Source organism: Rhodoferax sp. LS1R11 (assembly GCF_056521395.1).
In genome coordinates this window covers 55,838-73,222 of record NZ_JBWMAW010000009.1, presented here as the reverse complement: position 1 = coordinate 73,222, position 17,385 = coordinate 55,838, and the positions used below count along the sequence as shown (strand labels likewise).

The following is a 17,385-nucleotide window of genomic DNA, read 5'->3' as shown; positions in this document are numbered from 1 at the left end:
ACGGTGCTACGCAATGATTGACGCTCCAGATGCAGGTTCAACACGTCCGTACTTGATACGGGCGTTGTATGAGTGGTGTACAGACAATGGGTTTACACCCTATGTTGCTGTGGTTGTCGACGACAGCGTGCAGGTCCCCCGCGAGTACGTGAAGAATGGCGAGATCGTGCTGAATCTCAGTTTTGATGCCACCAGTTCCCTGACACTGGGCAATGAGTTCATTGAATTCAAGGCTCGGTTTGCAGGGACGGCACGTGACATCATGGTTCCTGTCGATCGAGTCATCGCCATCTATGCCCGTGAAAATGGTCAAGGCATGGCATTTCCGTTGGTGACGCCGAAGAATGTCAAACCTGCCTTGTCTTTGCCCAAAGTGCCGCTGATCAAGTCAGAGGATATGGGCGCCGTTGCGCCTGAAGTGAAGCTTGTGCAGCTGACCAGTGTTGAGTCTGATCGTCGGCAGGTGGATTCCTCTGATACGCCAGAACCACCAAAACCGTCCGGTGCTGGTACAAGACCTGCATTAAAACGAGTGAAATAAATATCGTTTGGCGCTGGGAGTCCCGAAGACTCCGCTAAAATAGATATGTGCCGATTTAGCTCAGTTGGTAGAGCAACCGCCTTGTAAGCGGTAGGTCGTCAGTTCGAATCCGACAATCGGCACCATTTCAGTTGAACAAGTCACCTAATACGTGTGATTTGAACTTTCAACCTAATTGAGCTAACCTCCCACCCCTTGATCCGTAAATGTGATGCCAGTGCGGGCAGGAGTTGGCGAACTTTCGCCGCAGCCGCATTGTTGTCCAAAAGAAGGCACCAAACCGGACCTTCAATCGGTCCCGCTTTGATGGTGGGACGCAAAGATTCCGGAATAAGCGCTTCAACTGCTTTGAGTCTGGCAACAGAATCACGAGAGAGTTCAATCAGCCTTGCCAGAGAGGGCGATTCCTCGCTCGCCTGGAGCAGCGTTAGCGCGTGATGACGGCGGTTCATATTGAAGTTGTAGAGGGGATATCGCAATGCAATTGATTATCACGGATGCTTGGCTTGCGAAGAGCCGGGCGATTCACCTGAGCGGAACCAAGTTGATGGCAGCCACCTTGTTGGCAGCGTTGACTTTGATGTTTGTTGCCGCAGGTCTTTACCACTTGGTTTTCCTGAAGGGGGCTAGAGAGGGATGGCCTGTGGTTGGCTCACTGCTGCGGTTGGTCGTTAAGGACGAGTTTGAGCAACGTGATCGATTCATGCGTGAAAACCTGGATGTACTCGCGCGCAAAATGGGCGAGATGCAGGCCAAAATGGCGCAACTTGAGTCATTGGGTGAGAGGGTGTCCGGTCTGGCGGGTGTCAGTCCAAATGACATCAAGATCAAGCCAGGTCAAGGGGGGGCACTGGTTTCGGGACGCCCGCTATCGATGGATGAGTTGCAGGCCACCTTGGCGGACCTTGATCGGCTCACGGGTCAACGAACCGATTTGATGACTGTTTTGGAGTCCAGATTGTTTGACCAGAAGATTCGCAGCATGATGGTCCCCACTCGTCAACCTGTTGTTGGCAACCTGGGGTCATTGTTCGGCTGGCGGACGGATCCGTTTACCGGCCGTTCAGCACTGCACACGGGACTGGACTTTCAAGCAGAGCAGGGCACTCCTATTCTTGCCGCGGCAGGGGGTGTTGTTGTGACTCAGGAATTCCATGCTGCCTATGGAAATATGGTCGAAATTGACCATGGCAATGACTTGATCACACGATATGCCCATGCCTCCAAAACAATGGTCAAAAAAGGTGACTTGATTAAACGGGGCCAGAAAATTGCTGAAGTGGGAACCACCGGGCGATCAACAGGTGCCCATTTACATTTTGAGGTGCTGGTGCAGGGAATTCCTCAGGATCCAGAAAAGTTTCTGGCTGCTGGTCGCCTGATTGATCATCCACAAGTCGCACGCTTGCAGCCTTGAAATCTGCCCGGGTTTTCATGCTGCTTGGCCACGTGAACGCAGGCTAAGCGCTCAAAGGTAAAATCCGTCGGGTCGGTTAACTCAGCGCGGCGTATTCCGGTCAAACGGTTGCTTTTCGCTAGGGCGACCCCAACTAATCCAGATCAAAAAAAGGATTGCTCTGCTTTGCTGGCCCAAGTGGGCTGGCGGGCAAGTCTTGCATTCATGGCCACCAATATTCTCACCAAAATTTTCGGCAGTCGCAATGACCGCTTGCTCAAACAATACCGTACAAGCGTGGCTCGCATCAATGCCATGGAAGCTGATTTCGAAAAGCTGTCAGATGATGCGTTGCGTGGCAAAACGCAGGAGTTCAAGGAGCGCATAGCCAAGGGCGAAGCCATTGACGCGTTGCTGCCAGAAGCATTTGCTGTCGTGCGTGAGGGGTCGAAGCGGGCGATGAAGATGCGCCATTTTGACGTTCAGTTGTTGGGTGGCATGTCATTGCACAACGGAAAAATTTCAGAGATGGGCACAGGTGAGGGCAAGACGCTCACAGCGACGCTGCCGGTGTACCTGAATGCCTTGAGCGGCAAGGGCGTGCACGTCGTCACCGTGAACGATTACCTGGCAAATCGTGATGCCCAGTGGATGGGTAAGCTCTATAACTTCCTGGGTCTGACCGTTGGCATCAACTTGCCGAACATGGCGCGTGAGGAAAAGCAGGCCGCCTACCGGGCTGACATTACTTACGGCACGAACAACGAATACGGATTCGATTACCTGCGTGACAACATGGTCTACGAGGTCGCTGACCGGGTCCAGCGGGGCCTGAACTTCGCCATTGTTGATGAGGTGGACTCCATCCTGATTGACGAAGCGCGTACACCACTCATCATCAGCGGACAGGCAGAAGACCATACGGACCTTTACATCGCGATCAACAAGGTTGTTCCTGCGCTGGTCCGTCAGGAAGGCGAAGCTGATCCACGCACCGGTGAAGGCATCACAAAGGCAGGTGACTTCACACTTGACGAGAAAACCCGTCAGGTGTTTTTGACTGAACAGGGGCATGAGAGTGCTGAGCGCATTCTGTTTGACCTGGGGTTGATTCCCGAAGGCGCCACGCTGTACGACCCCGCCAATATCACGCTCATGCACCATCTGTATGCGGCGCTGAGGGCCAATCATCTGTATTACCGCGACCAGCACTATGTCGTCCAGGATGGCGAAATTGTGATCGTGGATGAGTTCACCGGACGTTTGATGTCGGGTCGTCGATGGAGCGAGGGTCTGCATCAGGCGGTCGAGGCCAAGGAAGGCGTGACCATCCAGCCTGAAAACCAGACTATGGCCTCGATTACCTTCCAGAACTACTTCCGTCTCTACGGCAAGTTGGCGGGCATGACTGGTACGGCTGATACTGAAGCTTATGAGTTCCAGGAAATTTATGGTTTGGAAACGGTCGTCATGCCGCCCAACCGCCCCAGCAAGCGCGAAGATCAGCTTGACCGTGTCTACAAGACAACCCGTGAAAAATACGAAGCGGCCATCAAAGATATTCGGGAGTGTTACGAACGCGGCCAACCGGTGCTGGTTGGAACGACCTCCATCGAGAATTCGGAAATCATTGCCGAACTGTTGGTGAAAGAAAACTTGCCGCATCAGGTCTTGAATGCCAAACAACATGCACGGGAAGCGGACATCGTGGCCCAGGCAGGGCGTACCAAGATGATCACCATTGCCACGAACATGGCCGGTCGCGGTACCGACATCGTTTTGGGTGGCAACACGAGCCAGGCGGTGGACGCGGTTGAGTCTGATGAGTCCTTGAGCCTGGAGCAGAAGCAACAGCAAGTTGAGGCGATTCGTGCCCAATGGAAGCTGGACCATGAACAGGTGAAGGCCCTGGGTGGTTTGCGCATCATTGCCACGGAGCGCCATGAGTCGCGCCGCATTGACAACCAGTTACGCGGGCGTTCGGGACGTCAGGGCGACCCTGGTTCTTCGCGTTTCTATTTGAGTCTGGATGACTCGCTGATGCGCATCTTCGCAGGTGACCGCGTGAAAGCGATCATGGACCGCCTCAAGATGCCTGATGGTGAGGCGATTGAGGCCGGTATTGTGACCCGCAGTATCGAGAGTGCGCAGCGCAAAGTTGAGGCGCGCAATTTCGACATGCGCAAGCAATTGCTCGAATATGACGATGTATCCAATGATCAACGCAAGGTGATCTACCAGCAACGCAACGAAATTCTGGATGCCGCTGATTTATCGGCCCAGATCACTTCCTTGCGTGAAGGCTGTTTCAACGACCTCGTGCGCCAATACGTACCGCTGGAATCGGTGGAAGAGCAATGGGATATCGCAACTCTGGAACGGGTGTTGTCCGATGAGTGGCAGTTGACGCTGGGCTTGCAAAGCCAGGTGAGCGCGGCCAGCGCCATCACGGACGACGATTTGTTGACCACCGTTCGCGATGAAGCGAACAAAGCATTTGCGACCAAAGTAGCGTTGGTGGGAGGGGAGAACTTCACCCAGTTCGAACGCATGGTCCTGCTCCAAAGCATTGATACCCACTGGCGCGAACACCTGAGTTCGCTGGATTACCTGCGTCAGGGCATTCATTTGCGCGGTTATGCCCAAAAGCAACCCAAGCAGGAGTACAAGCGCGAAGCGTTTGAGTTGTTTGGCCAGTTGCTGGATTCCGTTAAAAATGACGTTACCAAGGTGCTGATGACGGTCAAGGTGCAATCCAGCGAGCAGCTGGAGCAAGCTGCAGATGAGATGGAAAGCCGTGGCGAAAGCATTGCCAATGTGACCTACACAGCACCGACAGAAACCGGTGAAGTTCAAACCACGGTTGATGAAAACACCACTGGCAACCGGAAGTCAGCTGCGCTCGCCAGCGAAGTACCTCGCGTTGGACGAAACGAGCCTTGCCCTTGCGGCAGCGGCAACAAATACAAGCATTGCCACGGCAAGCTGGTGTAAATAACCGGGTTGCATGAATTTCGGGCCTTGGATGCATTTCCAAGGCCCGTTTGCTTTTTGTGGCCCTGGTTTTTTGGATAATCAGGCTATCTTTTAAAGGAACACTATGTCGGTTAACTTGCCCGCTCCCAACCTAGCAGAACTTTTCCCTGTCGCCGGTGTGCGCATCGGGGTGACTGAGGCCGGTGTGCGAAAAGCCAACCGCAAGGACCTGACGATCGTTCTGATCGACCAAGGCGCATCGGTGTCGGGCGTGTTCACCAAGAATCGTTTTTGTGCTGCCCCGGTTCAGCTGTGCAGGGAACACCTGGACAGCGGTGCGAGTGTCCGGGCCCTGCTGATCAACACCGGCAATGCAAATGCTGGTACCGGGGAAGACGGCCGTGCTCGGGCGATGAGCACTTGCGTGGCATTGGCGACCAAGCTTGACATCACCCCGCAGGAAGTGCTGCCGTTTTCAACGGGCGTCATCATGGAGTCGCTGCCCAATGACCGCATCGAAGCGGGACTGGCCGCTGTCTTGGCTGATGCCCGGGAGGACAACTGGCTGCGGGCTGCAGAAGGCATCATGACGACCGACACGGTGGCCAAGGCTTTTGGCATGCAGGTGACGATTGGTGGCGCTCTGGTGAGTATCACGGGCATCAGCAAGGGTGCCGGCATGATTCGTCCCAATATGGCCACCATGTTGGGCTTCATGGCCACAGACGCCTGTGTCAGTCAGGCCCTGATGCACCAACTCGCCACTGAACTGGCCGATGGCTCCTTCAATCGGGTGACCGTGGATGGGGACACCTCCACCAATGATTCCTTCGTGGTCATTGCCACCAACAAGGCCCGGCATCCAGTGATTGAGTCACTGGACAGTGCTGACGGTCAAACGCTCAAGGCCGCGATGCTGGCTGTTGCACGGAAACTGGCCCAGGCCATTGTGCGCGATGGGGAGGGTGCTACTAAATTTATAGCAATCAAGGTCGAAGGTGGCAAAACCCAGGCGGAGTGCCGCCTGGTCGGGTATGCCATTGCCCATTCACCCTTGGTGAAGACGGCCTTTTTTGCCAGTGACCCCAACCTGGGACGCATTCTTGCCGCGGTGGGTTACGCCGGAATCGACGATCTGGATCAGACGGGTATCGATTTGTACTTGGACGAGGTTCACGTGGCCGTCAAAGGGGGGCGCAATCCCCTGTACCGTGAAGAGGACGGTCAACGGGTCATGAAACAAAGCGAGATCACCGTGCGCGTGGTTCTCGGGCGGGGCCATGCCATCGACACCATCTGGACATGCGATTTGAGCCACGACTATGTCACCATCAACGCGGACTACCGGTCATGAACGAGAAGTTCGAACACCTGCTGGTTCGCGCAGAACAGCTCATTGGGCGGATTGAATCCATCCTGCCCCAAGCACTGACCGCCCCTGACTGGACCGCGTCTGTCGCTTACCGCTACCGTAAACGCAGTTCGGGCCATGGTGCGCTGGAACCCGTTCGCCACGTGGGGGTGATGCATTTGCTGGACCTCAAAGAGATCGAGATCCAGAAAGAAAAAATTCGCATCAACACCTTGCAGTTCGTTCGCGGTAAACCTGCCAACAATGTGCTGTTGACGGGGGCCCGCGGCACGGGCAAGTCGTCATTGATCAAGGCCTGCTTGAACGAATATGCAGCCCAGGGACTGCGCTTGATCGAGGTTGACAAAGCTGATTTGATCGACCTTCCGGATATCGTGGATGTGGTGTCGGATCGTCCTGAGAAATTCATTGTGTTTTGCGACGACCTTAGCTTCGAAGACGGCGAATCGGGTTATAAAGCGCTCAAGTCCATCCTGGACGGCTCGGTTGCCGAAACCGCGCCGAACGTGCTGATTTATGCCACCAGCAACCGGCGCCACCTCCTGCCGGAGTACATGAAGGAAAACCTGACCTACACCCACACCGAAGACGGCGAGGTCCATCCAGGCGAAGGCGTGGAGGAGAAAATTTCCCTGTCCGAGCGTTTTGGGTTGTGGGTCAGCTTCTATCCTTTTACCCAGAACGAGTACCTCACGATCGTGGCGCAATGGTTGTCGTCCTTTGGTGTGTCGCCAGTTGCCATTGATGCGGCACGGCCAGAAGCCCTGATCTGGGCTCTGGAGCGGGGTTCGCGCAGTGGTCGGGTGGCTTACCAGTTTGCACGTGATTACGCCGGCAAGCACGCGGCGAACCCATGAGCAAGGCGGTTTTGGTGGCTGACGGCAGCCTGCCGCGTGAAGGCGGGGCAGATCGGGCGGTGGTTGACGTTGCCGTGGGCGTTTTAATTCGGCCCGATGGAGCGTTCCTGCTCACGTCACGCCCGGCGGGCAAAGTCTATGAAGGCTACTGGGAATTCCCGGGCGGCAAGTTCGAACCCGGCGAAACCGTCGCCCAGGCGCTGGGGCGGGAGCTGCTGGAGGAGCTGGGCATCACCATTGGTCCCGCCATCCCCTGGAAAATTGAAATGGTGGACTACCCCCATGCGCTGGTCCGATTGAATTTCTGCAAAGTCTTTGACTGGCGTGGGGACTTGCAGATGCGCGAAGCCCAGTCGTTTGCCTGGGAACGGTTACCCGTTCAGGTGGCGCCGGTGCTACCAGGGACTGTGCCGGTTTTGCAATGGCTGGCTGACGATGAAGGTTTTGAGGGTGCTACACATTTTGTAGCTACTCCCGCTCGTCAATAGGGCGCTGCAGCCACTATTTCTATAAATTTTCTATCACTGGTTGTCGTCGGTCAACTGATCTTCTGACGGCGTTTGGGTTGCCATCCGGAAGTCTTCATTGGCCCAGGCGCCCAAGTCGATGTTCTTGCAGCGCTCGCAGCAGAAGGGGCGAAACGCATTGCTTGCTGCATAAATGCTGTCACCCCCGCAGGTGGGACATGGGACAATTTTTGGGGTTTCGTTCGGTGTCATGGGCGCAGGTGTCATGAGCACAGGGCCAGTTCAAACGCCGTGTCGTCGCTGCTGGCGTGCAGGCGATCATCGTCTCCGTGCCGCATGAGCCGGATGGACACCATCAACCGGTTGCCGCTGATCTCAGGGATTAATTTGAGCGAGGTGTCCAGTGACAGGCGCAGCAACTGAAAGGTGCGACCCTGGGGCAGGTTCTGCTGAAATTGGCCGCCATTGGCAATGACTTTTTGTGGCGCGCCCGAATCCCGCAGCAGCTTGAGCAACACGTGAATCGAGTCAGCCAGCGGCGTTAGCGTGGCAACCCAGCGCTCGATGTCTGCCCGGCGCTGGTCAGTGGTGGTGTGTTGCCACGCGTAGTAGGCTGGCAAGTCGAACTCACAGGTGCCGCCCGGGATGCCAACGCGACTTCGGATGCTCATGAGCCAGTCGTTTTCAGTCAGCGATTGACCTGCCTTGCCCGGTAACCCATTCAGGGCCTGAAAGCAGCCGTCAAGCCGGGCAATCACATGATCGAGCGCGCCTTCAGAGATCGCAGGGTTACCCCGATAGCCGTCCAGCACGTGTTTTTGTTTGTCCAAGTCTTTGAGTACATCGGATTTGAGATCGGCACGAGCACCCACATCCATGATTTCAAAGATGGTGGTCAGCGCGTAATGATGATCCAGGGCGTGTTCGCGCGCGATCAATTCGTTCAGGCGAACGAACAGATGCTCCAGCCGCAAATAGGTGCGGATGCGCTCATTGAAGGGGTATTCGTAAAGGATCACGCTGTATTTTTTGGTATGCCAATTGCTACTTGGATGATAGCCCGAACCGATCTGAAATCTGGCTCACTTCGTCAGCTAGTTTGTCAAGTGTCAGGCCAACATTGAAAAGAATTGTGTCTGCTGCAGCCAAGCGTACCTCTCGCCTTGCCTGGGACGCGATGATTTTCAAAACGTCATCCCGCGTCAACTGGTTTCGGGCCATCACCCTTGCCACTTGCACCTCGGCCGTGCAATCAATCACCAATACGTGATCCACTTTTTGGCGCCAGGTGGGCGACTCTACGAACAAGGGAATGTCGAAGACGACGCATTGACAGCCTTCGCGTATCGCGGCAGTTGCCTGGCGTTGGGTTTCCTGGCCAACCAAGGGATGAACAATGGCTTCCAGTCGTTTGCGCGCTGTCGTGTCCGTGTAAGCCAGTGAGCGCATTTTGTCGCGATCCAGTGAACCCGATTCAGTAGCGAAATCCTGCCCAAAAGTAGCCGCAATGGCGGACATGGCCTGGCCACCCGGCGCGGTCAACTGACGGGCAATAGCATCAGCATCCACCACCCGGGCACCACGTGACGCCAACAACTCAGCGACGGTGCTCTTGCCGCTGCCAATGCCGCCAGTCAGGCCAAGGCGGATGACGCCGCTCATGAGTTAAAGACCGACGACGCGCAGAATGGAATTGGGGCCAAAGACCATGGCAGTCAGCCCCGCGCCTGCGAGAAAGGGGCCAAACGGTATATAACCGCCTTCGCGCAGTCCGCTGGAAAACTTCATGGCGATCCCGACGATGGCACCAATGACCGATGCCATCAAAATAATGGGCACCAGTGCCTGCCAGCCAAACCAGGCTCCCAATGCTGCAAACAGCTTGAAGTCGCCAAAGCCCATGCCTTCCTTGCCCGTGACCAGCTTGAATGCCCAGTAGACCAGCCACAAGGACATATAGCCTCCGACAGCACCCCAGACAGACGCTTGCAAGTCCACCGCGATCCACTGCAACGCTGATGCAATCAAACCGCTCCAGAGAAGCGGCAGGGTGACGTCATCGGGCAGCAGGGTCGTGTCCCAGTCAATCATTGCCAAAGCCAGCACCGCAGCTGCAAAACCGCTCCAGACAAGACCCGTGACCGTCGCCCCCCAGGTCCAGGCGCAATAGAAGAACAGGGCACCCGTGGCCAGTTCCACCAGGGGGTAGCGCACGCTGATGTGTGTGCCGCAAGAAGAGCATTTGCCGCGCAAGAAAAGGTAGCTCACCACGGGAATATTCTCAAACCAGCGAATTTGATGTCCACACTGCTGGCAGCGGGAGCGTGGCACCATCAAGTTGAATTTTTCGACTGCGGGGGCCTCGGCGCCCATCATGTCGGTACATTCAGCTTTCCATTGGGCTTCCATCATTTTGGGAAGCCGGTAAATGACGACATTGAGAAAGCTGCCAATCAACAGGCCCAGAACGCAAAAGACGGCCGCGTCAAGCCCTTGAAACACCTGCATCAGACAACCTGGCCCAGTTTGAAAATCGGGAGGTACATGGCTACCACAATGCCGCCAATCACGGTGCCCAGCACCACAATGATGATGGGCTCCATCAGGCTTGAAATGCCCGCCACCATGTCGTCAACTTCTGATTCGTAAAAATCAGCGGCTTTACCGAGCATGTGGTCAATGGACCCCGATTCCTCGCCAATGGCGCACATCTGCAAGACCATGGACGGAAAGAGATTGGTGTTGGTCATGGCAACAGTCAGTGCGGTACCGGTCGACACCTCTTGCTGGATCTTTGTGGTGGCGATGGCATAGACAGAATTGCCTGCTGCACCGCCCACCGAGTCAAGGGCTTCCACCAGGGGAACGCCCGCGGCGAACATGGTGGATAGCGTGCGGGTCCATCTTGCGGTGCAAGATTTGTCGACCAAGGTGCCGAAGATTGGCATCTTTAGCATGACGCGGTCCATGAAGTTTTGCATTTTTTCATTGCGTTTCCATGCCTGCATGAAAAAGTAAAAACCACCGCCAATGCCACCAAAAATCAGCCACCAATACTTGACAAATATTTCACTGATCGCGATAACGAACAGGGTTGGCGCAGGAAGATCGGCGCCGAAGCTGGTGAACACCTCCTTGAACGAAGGGACCACAAAAATCATGATGACCGCAGTCACGACAAATGCCACGATCAGCACCGAAATCGGGTACATCAAGGCTGACTTGATTTTGGATTTAATGGCCTCGGTTTTCTCCATGTAGACCGCAAGACGATCCAGGAGTTGATCCAAAATGCCTGCGGACTCACCCGCTTCAATCAGATTGCAATAAAGATTGTCGAAGTAAAGCGGGTACTTGCGAAACGCCACGCTTAGCGACGTTCCTGTTTCAACATCGGTGCGGATGTCATTGAGCAACTTCGTCACGCTGGGGTTGGGGTTGCCTCGTCCTACGATGTCGAAGGCCTGCAGCAACGGCACGCCCGCTTTCATCATGGTCGCCAGTTGGCGGGTAAAGATGGCCAAGTCTTTGGGCTTGATCGACTTGCCAGCGCGCATGCGTCGTTTCTTGATCTTGGTGGCCATCACCCCTTGGCGCCGCAGTGCAGCCTGCACCTGATTTTCACCGGACGCACGGGTTTCCCCCCGCACCTGCTTGCCGTTGCGATCCTTGCCTTCCCATTCAAAGATAAATTCTTTGACGCCTTTTGGTTTTGCAGTTGCCATATTTGCCCTGGATTATTGGTCTATTCGTTGGTGACGGCGAGCACTTCTTCCAGCGAAGTCAAACCCAATTTAGCTTTATGGAGGCCTGCCTGCCTCAGGGATCGAACACCTTCGCGCTTGGCTTGTTCAGCGATGTCCAGGGCGCTGCCGTCGCGCAAAATGATTCGTTGAATTTCTTCACTGATGGGCATGACCTGGTACAGGCCAACGCGACCCTTGTAGCCGTTGTTGCACATGGAACACCCCACAGCCCGATAGGAAACCCAGGGCTCGTCCAGTTCCTCTTGACCATACCCGGCATCGGTCAGTGCTTTTTTGGGGATCTCAATGGGTGTCTTGCAGTTGGGACAAAGGCGTCGCGCAAGACGCTGCGCCGTAATCAGGATGACGCTGGAGGCAATGTTGAAGGGGGCAATACCCATGTTGCGCATCCGCGTCAGCGTGGTTGGCGCGTCGTTGGTGTGCAGTGTTGATAGCACTAAATGGCCTGTTTGTGCTGCCTTGATGGAGATGTCGGCGGTCTCGAGATCCCGAATTTCACCGACCATGATGATGTCGGGATCCTGCCGAAGAAATGACTTGAGGGCGACCGCAAATGTGAGGCCAGCCTTGTCGTTCACGTTCACCTGGTTGACACCCGGCAAATTGATTTCGCAGGGATCTTCCGCGGTGGCGATATTGACCCCCGGTTTGTTCAGCATGTTCAGGCAGGTGTACAGCGACACCGTCTTGCCTGAGCCGGTGGGGCCAGTCACCAGAATCATCCCGTAAGGACGGGCAATGGCGTTAACCAGTCGCTGTTTTTCTTCGGGTTCATAACCCAGGGCGTCGATCCCCAATTTGGCGCTGCTCGGATCGAGAATACGGATGACAATTTTTTCGCCAAACAAGGTGGGCAAGGTGCTCACCCGGAAATCTATGACGCGGTCCGGCCCGACCTTCAGTTTCATCTTGCCATCTTGCGGCACCCGTTTTTCCGAAATATCCATTCTCGAAATCACCTTGATGCGCGATGCCAGTTTGTCCTTGATGGCAATCGGCGGTGAGGCAATTTCGCGCAATTCGCCATCGATCCGGAAGCGAACACGGTAATTGTGCTCATACGGCTCGAAGTGCAAATCAGAAGCCCGCATGCTGAAAGCATCAAGCAGCATTTTGTGCAGAAACTTGACGACTGGCGCATCTTCGACTTCGGACACGCTGCTTTCTGAGGTGTCGGTCGCAACTTCGGAAAATGCCTCGTCAAATTCAAAGTCATTGCCGATGATATTGGCCATCGTCTCGGACGCAGTCGTTGCGGCAGTTGTGACCAGCTTCAGCAGCTTGTCATACTCCGCAATCACCCAGTCGACGCCCAATTGCGTCGCGAACTTGATTTTTTCGATGGCCTGTTGATCTGAGGGGTCCGCCGTGGCCACGATCAGCCGGTTGTTTCGTTTGCTGAGGACGACGACGCGGTAATCAACGCAAATTTTGGCGTCGAGCAGGCCTTTGGGAAGCCGCTGGGGGTCAATGGCGTCGAGATCCACCATGGGCGCGGCGAACGCCGATGACATGGTGTGGGCCAAGTCCGACGCCGAGACAGCGCCTGATCCCGTCAGCTCGGCAATGAAGCTGGTCCGGCTATTTTCTGCTTTGCGGTAAATGTCTTCCGCCGACTTTTGCCCCAGCTTCCCCGCCAGGACTAGCGCACGACCCAAACCGGGCAGGGCAGTGGATGAGGAATCGCGATGAGAAGTGTCGACTACGGCCATAGCCTGAGAATGTACTACGTCGGGGAATGGTTTCGCACATCATCCCCCATTGGCCGTCGAATGTAAATCCCGGAATCGGAAGTTTTCCGCGCCGAGAAGTACGTTGACAATTGAGTTTATTTGGTCGGAATGAGAGGATTTGAACCTCCGGCCCCTTCGTCCCGAACGAAGTGCGCTACCAGGCTGCGCCACATTCCGAATCCCAGTCAGCTGTGATGCGAAGTGCTACGATTTTCGATCAAGCAACTGGGTTGCCAATTCTATCAAACAGGCGCAGTGAGGGCTTGGTGGCAGGCGCCGGGCAGCGGCAATGGCGCGCTCCGCCTCACGGGTTGCCGCCAGCCGCGCCACATCAAGCGCGCCCGTTGTTCTCACGATGTCTACCACTTCGTCGAGCATTGACACACCGCCGGTCTCGATGGCGATCTTGATCACATCTTTTTGTGCCGGAGTGCCTCGCTGCATGGCCGCGATCAGTGGCAGGGTGGTTTTCCCTTCCCTCAGGTCGTCACCCAGGCTTTTCCCCATGACGAATGCGTCGCCTGTGTAGTCCAGTACATCGTCGATGACCTGAAAGGCGGTCCCCATCGCCTGGCCATATTCAGCGCAGGCTTCCTCGATGTCACGGGAGCTGCCAGCGAGGATGGCGCCAACGCGAGCACTGGCTTCAAACAACTTGGCCGTTTTGGAGCGGATGACCTGCAAATAGCCCGCTTCGTCCAGTGCGGCATTGTGCATGTTGACAAGTTGCAGCACCTCGCCCTCTGCAATCACATTGGTGGCGTCGGCCAGCACCTGCATCACGCGCATGTTTTGGGCGCTGACCATCATTTGGAAGGCGCGTGAATACAAAAAGTCGCCCACCAGCACGCTTGCCGGGTTGCCAAATGTTTCGTTCGCCGTGGCATTGCCACGGCGCAAAGCCGAGTCGTCGACCACGTCATCATGCAACAGCGTGGCGGTGTGAATGAATTCGACGACGGCCGCCAGATTGAACCGCTGCACGCCCTGGTAGCCGAGTGCCCCGCAGGTCAGCAAAAGAAGGGCGGGCCTCAAACGCTTGCCGCCGGCCGCGATGATGTAATGTGAAACTTGGCCGATCAAGGGCACCGCGGAGACCAGTCGTTCGGCGATGATTTGATCAACTTCACGCATGTCCTGCGCGATGATCGACATTGAAGGTGTGGGGCTCGATGGATTGACTTGCAAGACAAATAACCAGTTGTGTGCGCGAATTATAGGAACCCGAATGTACTTTGAACTTGACAAACAGGTTCTGATTGCCAGAAATATCCAGTCGGGCTATAATCCAAGGCTCTGCGAAAATTCGTTTGCAGAGCTAAATTGAAGAGGTCAACATGTACGCGGTCATAAAAACCGGTGGCAAGCAATATCGGGTTGCAGCTGGCGAAAAAATTAAAGTAGAACAGATTGCTGCGGACGTAGGCCAAGAGATTGTGTTCAACGAAGTTCTGGCGGTCGGCAACGGCGCAGATATTAAAGTTGGCACGCCCTTGGTGTCCGGCGCAACTGTGAGTGTCACAGTCGTGGCTCACGGTAAACACGACAAGGTCAGCATTTTCAAAATGCGCCGTCGTAAGCATTACCAAAAACGTCAAGGTCATCGTCAACAGTTCACAGAGCTGCTGATTGGTGCGATTGCGGCTTAACAGGTACGGGTCATGGCACAGAAAAAAGGCGGCGGCTCTACGCGAAATGGGCGCGATTCGAAGCCCAAAATGCTCGGTGTTAAAAAATTCGGTGGTGAGTTGATCGGCGCGGGCGCCATCATTGTTCGCCAACGGGGCACCGTGTTCCATCCTGGTACCAATGTCGGTATCGGCAAGGATCACACACTGTTTGCGCTGGTCGAAGGCCACGTGTTGTTCGCCACCAAGGGTGCAATGAACAAGCAGACGGTGAGCGTTATCTCGGCATAATTTGCTGGGAACTCCCAATTAAGACCCTGCGCACTGCGCGGGGTTTTTCATTTATAAAGCCAGTATCATGAAATTCGTTGACGAAGCCTATATTGACGTCTCTGCGGGAGACGGCGGAGCTGGCTGTGTCTCGTTTCGACATGAGAAATACAAAGAGTTTGGCGGCCCCAATGGTGGCGATGGTGGCCGTGGCGGCCACGTTTTTGCTGTGGCAGACCCCAACCTGAATACCTTGGTGGACTACCGCTTCTCCAGGCGGCATGACGCCAAGCGCGGTGAGCACGGCATGGGCTCCGACATGTTTGGCGCCGCAGGCGACGACATCACGCTCAAAATGCCGGTGGGTACCATCATTACCGACGCTGAAACGGGTGCAGTCCTGTTTGAGTTGATCACGCCAGGCGAGGTCATCACCATTGCCAAAGGGGGTGACGGTGGTTTCGGCAACATGCGCTTCAAGAGCGCCATCAACCGTGCGCCGCGGCAAAAGACGCCGGGCTGGCCCGGTGAAAAGCTCAATCTCAAGCTGGAACTGAAAGTTCTGGCCGACGTCGGTTTGCTGGGCATGCCCAATGCTGGCAAGTCAACACTGATCTCCGCCATCTCGAATGCGCGTCCACGTATTGCGGACTATCCATTCACCACATTGCACCCCAACCTGGGCGTCGTGCGGGTTGGGCCGGAGCAAAGCTTTGTGGTCGCAGATCTGCCAGGTTTGATCGAGGGTGCCTCCGAGGGCGCCGGCCTGGGTCATCTTTTTCTGCGTCACTTGCAGCGTACCCGGCTGCTTTTGCATGTGGTGGACATGGCGCCGTTTGACGAAGGTGTTGATACCGTCGCACAAGCCAAGGCGATCGTGAATGAACTGAAGAAATACGATCCAGCCCTGTATGCCAAGCCACGCTGGCTGGTACTCAACAAGCTGGACATGATCCCTGTTGAGGATCGCGCGGCGCTCGTCAAGGATTTCGTCAAGCGACTCAAGTTCAAAGGGCCGGTGTTTGAAATTTCGGCGCTGACACGGGAAGGTTGCGAGTCCCTGATCAAGATCATCTACCAGCACGTGAAGGCGCAGCAGAAAGCGGAAAGCACGCCTGAGGTGATTGATCCCCGGTTTGCCGTCGATCCCGAATAATTTGCTATATTTATGATAGCTGCCTCTGCACAATGGGCGTGGGCTACAGCTTAAAATGACTCTAAAAATCGCGAACAACGTCCTGTGTGATGCCCGGCGAATCGTCGTCAAGGTGGGATCCAGTCTGGTCACCAATGAGGGACGAGGCTTGGACGAGGCTGCCATCGGCGAATGGTGTCGCCAGATGTCTCTGTTGGTGCGTGGCGGGCGCGAGGTCATCATGGTGTCCAGCGGCGCCATTGCGGAGGGCATGAAGCGGCTGGGCTGGACCAGTCGTCCCCACGAAATTCATGAATTGCAGGCTGCGGCTGCCGTCGGGCAGATGGGTCTGGCACAGATGTACGAGACCAAGCTGCGTGAAAATGGCTTGGGCAGCGCGCAGGTGTTGCTGACTCATGCCGACCTGGCCGATCGGGAGCGCTACCTCAACGCCCGCTCCACCTTGTTGACCTTGTTGAAGTTAGGGGTGGTTCCGGTCATCAACGAAAACGACACCGTGGTCAATGATGAGATCAAGTTTGGCGACAACGACACCTTGGGCGCGCTCGTGGCCAATCTGGTGGAGGCTGATGCGCTGGTCATTTTGACGGACCAAAAAGGGCTCTATACCGCCGACCCCCGCAAAGATCCCGCTGCCAGGTTTGTCGACGAAGCCAAGGCCGGAGACCCCGCCCTGGAGGCGATGGCCGGTGGTGCGGGCTCAAGTCTGGGCCGTGGCGGCATGATCACCAAAATACTGGCAGCCAAACGGGCGGCCGGGTCCGGTGCCTCCACCGTGATTGCCTGGGGACGCGAACCCGATGCGTTGGTTCGCCTGACACAAGGTGAATCGATTGGCACCTTGCTCGTGGCTCAAACCCAAAAAACCCAGGCCCGCAAACAGTGGATTGCCGATCACCTGCAGATGCGTGGCTCCGTCACGCTGGATGCCGGCGCCATCGTCAAGCTGCGGGATGAAGGCAAAAGTCTGTTGCCCATTGGCATGACGGCGGTTGATGGCGATTTTTCACGGGGCGATGTGATCGCCATCCGTGACGCGCAAGGGCTTGAAATGGCGCGGGGGTTGGCCAACTATGCCAGCGCAGAGGCCCGCATGATTTGTCGTAAACCGTCCAGCGAGTTCGAGAAGCTGTTGGGTTACACGGCCGAACCGGAAATGGTGCACCGCGACAATCTGGTGCTCACCCGATAGGCGGCAAGCTGCGTGCCACGTCAAATGGGC

The 17,385-nt window shown here is 55.8% G+C and carries 18 protein-coding genes and 2 tRNA genes; 11 read left to right on the top strand and 9 right to left on the bottom strand.

What is annotated here, in order from left to right; genetic code table 11:
* The first annotated feature begins 13 nt into the window (after positions 1–13).
* A complete protein-coding gene (locus tag AC097N_RS12265; protein WP_479581305.1) occupies positions 14–541 on the top strand; it encodes a ClpXP protease specificity-enhancing factor in 528 nt (175 codons plus the stop codon).
* Positions 542–590: 49 nt separating this feature from the next.
* Positions 591–666: transfer RNA gene (locus AC097N_RS12260), tRNA-Thr, on the top strand.
* Positions 667–681: 15 nt separating this feature from the next.
* Here AC097N_RS12260 and AC097N_RS12255 read toward each other — a convergent pair.
* Positions 682–993, bottom strand: coding sequence for a hypothetical protein (locus AC097N_RS12255; protein ID WP_479581304.1), 312 nt, complete (start codon positions 991–993; stop codon positions 682–684).
* A 26-nt stretch (positions 994–1,019) separates the two neighbouring features.
* Between AC097N_RS12255 and AC097N_RS12250 the strand changes: the two genes are divergently transcribed.
* The 5 genes from AC097N_RS12250 to AC097N_RS12230 all read left to right on the top strand — a co-directional run bounded on the left by AC097N_RS12250 (position 1,020) and on the right by AC097N_RS12230 (position 7,630).
* Positions 1,020–1,958, top strand: a complete 939-nt coding sequence (locus AC097N_RS12250) for a M23 family metallopeptidase (RefSeq protein ID WP_479581303.1) — start codon at positions 1,020–1,022, stop codon at positions 1,956–1,958.
* 204 nt (positions 1,959–2,162) lie between these two features.
* Positions 2,163–4,931: a preprotein translocase subunit SecA gene (gene secA / locus AC097N_RS12245; RefSeq protein WP_479581302.1), complete on the top strand. Its 2,769-nt coding sequence runs from the start codon at positions 2,163–2,165 to the stop codon at positions 4,929–4,931.
* A gap of 106 nt (positions 4,932–5,037) precedes the next feature.
* Positions 5,038–6,267 carry a bifunctional glutamate N-acetyltransferase/amino-acid acetyltransferase ArgJ gene (argJ, locus tag AC097N_RS12240; protein WP_479581301.1) on the top strand — a complete coding sequence of 410 codons (1,230 nt, stop codon included), beginning with the start codon at positions 5,038–5,040 and terminating at the stop codon, positions 6,265–6,267.
* Positions 6,264–7,142: an ATP-binding protein gene (locus AC097N_RS12235; RefSeq protein WP_479581300.1), complete on the top strand. Its 879-nt coding sequence runs from the start codon at positions 6,264–6,266 to the stop codon at positions 7,140–7,142. The genes argJ and AC097N_RS12235 overlap by 4 nt, the downstream gene beginning before the upstream one ends.
* The gene (locus AC097N_RS12230) at positions 7,139–7,630 is read left to right on the top strand and encodes an NUDIX domain-containing protein (protein WP_479581299.1); all 492 of its coding nucleotides are present in this window, start codon (positions 7,139–7,141) and stop codon (positions 7,628–7,630) included. Before AC097N_RS12235 ends, AC097N_RS12230 begins: the two co-directional genes overlap by 4 nt.
* Positions 7,631–7,663: 33 nt before the next feature.
* Here the strand turns inward: AC097N_RS12230 and AC097N_RS12225 are convergent, their stop codons facing one another.
* The 8 genes from AC097N_RS12225 to AC097N_RS12190 all read right to left on the bottom strand — a co-directional run bounded on the left by AC097N_RS12225 (position 7,664) and on the right by AC097N_RS12190 (position 14,264).
* The gene (locus AC097N_RS12225) at positions 7,664–7,876 is read right to left on the bottom strand and encodes a DNA gyrase inhibitor YacG (RefSeq protein ID WP_479581298.1); all 213 of its coding nucleotides are present in this window, start codon (positions 7,874–7,876) and stop codon (positions 7,664–7,666) included.
* Positions 7,873–8,628, bottom strand: coding sequence for a cell division protein ZapD (gene zapD / locus AC097N_RS12220; protein ID WP_479581297.1), 756 nt, complete (start codon positions 8,626–8,628; stop codon positions 7,873–7,875). The genes AC097N_RS12225 and zapD overlap by 4 nt, the downstream gene beginning before the upstream one ends.
* A 25-nt stretch (positions 8,629–8,653) precedes the next feature.
* A complete protein-coding gene (coaE, locus tag AC097N_RS12215) occupies positions 8,654–9,271 on the bottom strand; it encodes a dephospho-CoA kinase (protein WP_479581296.1) in 618 nt (205 codons plus the stop codon).
* A gap of 3 nt (positions 9,272–9,274) precedes the next feature.
* Positions 9,275–10,117, bottom strand: a complete 843-nt coding sequence (locus AC097N_RS12210) for a prepilin peptidase (protein WP_479581295.1) — start codon at positions 10,115–10,117, stop codon at positions 9,275–9,277.
* On the bottom strand, positions 10,117–11,334 hold the full coding sequence (locus AC097N_RS12205; protein WP_479581294.1) for a type II secretion system F family protein: 1,218 nt from the start codon (positions 11,332–11,334) through the stop codon (positions 10,117–10,119). Before AC097N_RS12205 ends, AC097N_RS12210 begins: the two co-directional genes overlap by 1 nt.
* A 20-nt stretch (positions 11,335–11,354) precedes the next feature.
* Positions 11,355–13,088, bottom strand: a complete 1,734-nt coding sequence (gene pilB, locus AC097N_RS12200) for a type IV-A pilus assembly ATPase PilB (RefSeq protein WP_479581293.1) — start codon at positions 13,086–13,088, stop codon at positions 11,355–11,357.
* Between the two features lie 121 nt (positions 13,089–13,209).
* A tRNA-Pro gene (locus AC097N_RS12195) sits at positions 13,210–13,286 on the bottom strand.
* A 27-nt stretch (positions 13,287–13,313) separates the two neighbouring features.
* Positions 13,314–14,264 (bottom strand): polyprenyl synthetase family protein, encoded by a 951-nt coding sequence (locus AC097N_RS12190; protein WP_479581292.1) that lies wholly within the window; start codon positions 14,262–14,264, stop codon positions 13,314–13,316.
* Positions 14,265–14,446: 182 nt separating this feature from the next.
* Here AC097N_RS12190 and rplU point away from each other — a divergent pair, with 182 nt between their 5' ends.
* The 4 genes from rplU to proB all read left to right on the top strand — a co-directional run bounded on the left by rplU (position 14,447) and on the right by proB (position 17,355).
* The gene (gene rplU, locus AC097N_RS12185; RefSeq protein ID WP_479581291.1) at positions 14,447–14,758 is read left to right on the top strand and encodes a 50S ribosomal protein L21; all 312 of its coding nucleotides are present in this window, start codon (positions 14,447–14,449) and stop codon (positions 14,756–14,758) included.
* 12 nt (positions 14,759–14,770) lie between these two features.
* The gene (gene rpmA / locus AC097N_RS12180; RefSeq protein ID WP_479581290.1) at positions 14,771–15,028 is read left to right on the top strand and encodes a 50S ribosomal protein L27; all 258 of its coding nucleotides are present in this window, start codon (positions 14,771–14,773) and stop codon (positions 15,026–15,028) included.
* Positions 15,029–15,095: 67 nt separating this feature from the next.
* Entirely contained in the window at positions 15,096–16,163 is a 1,068-nt protein-coding gene (cgtA, locus tag AC097N_RS12175; RefSeq protein ID WP_479581289.1) for an Obg family GTPase CgtA, read from the top strand.
* Positions 16,164–16,218: 55 nt separating this feature from the next.
* Positions 16,219–17,355 carry a glutamate 5-kinase gene (gene proB / locus AC097N_RS12170; protein ID WP_479581288.1) on the top strand — a complete coding sequence of 379 codons (1,137 nt, stop codon included), beginning with the start codon at positions 16,219–16,221 and terminating at the stop codon, positions 17,353–17,355.
* The last annotated feature ends 30 nt before the right edge of the window (positions 17,356–17,385 follow it).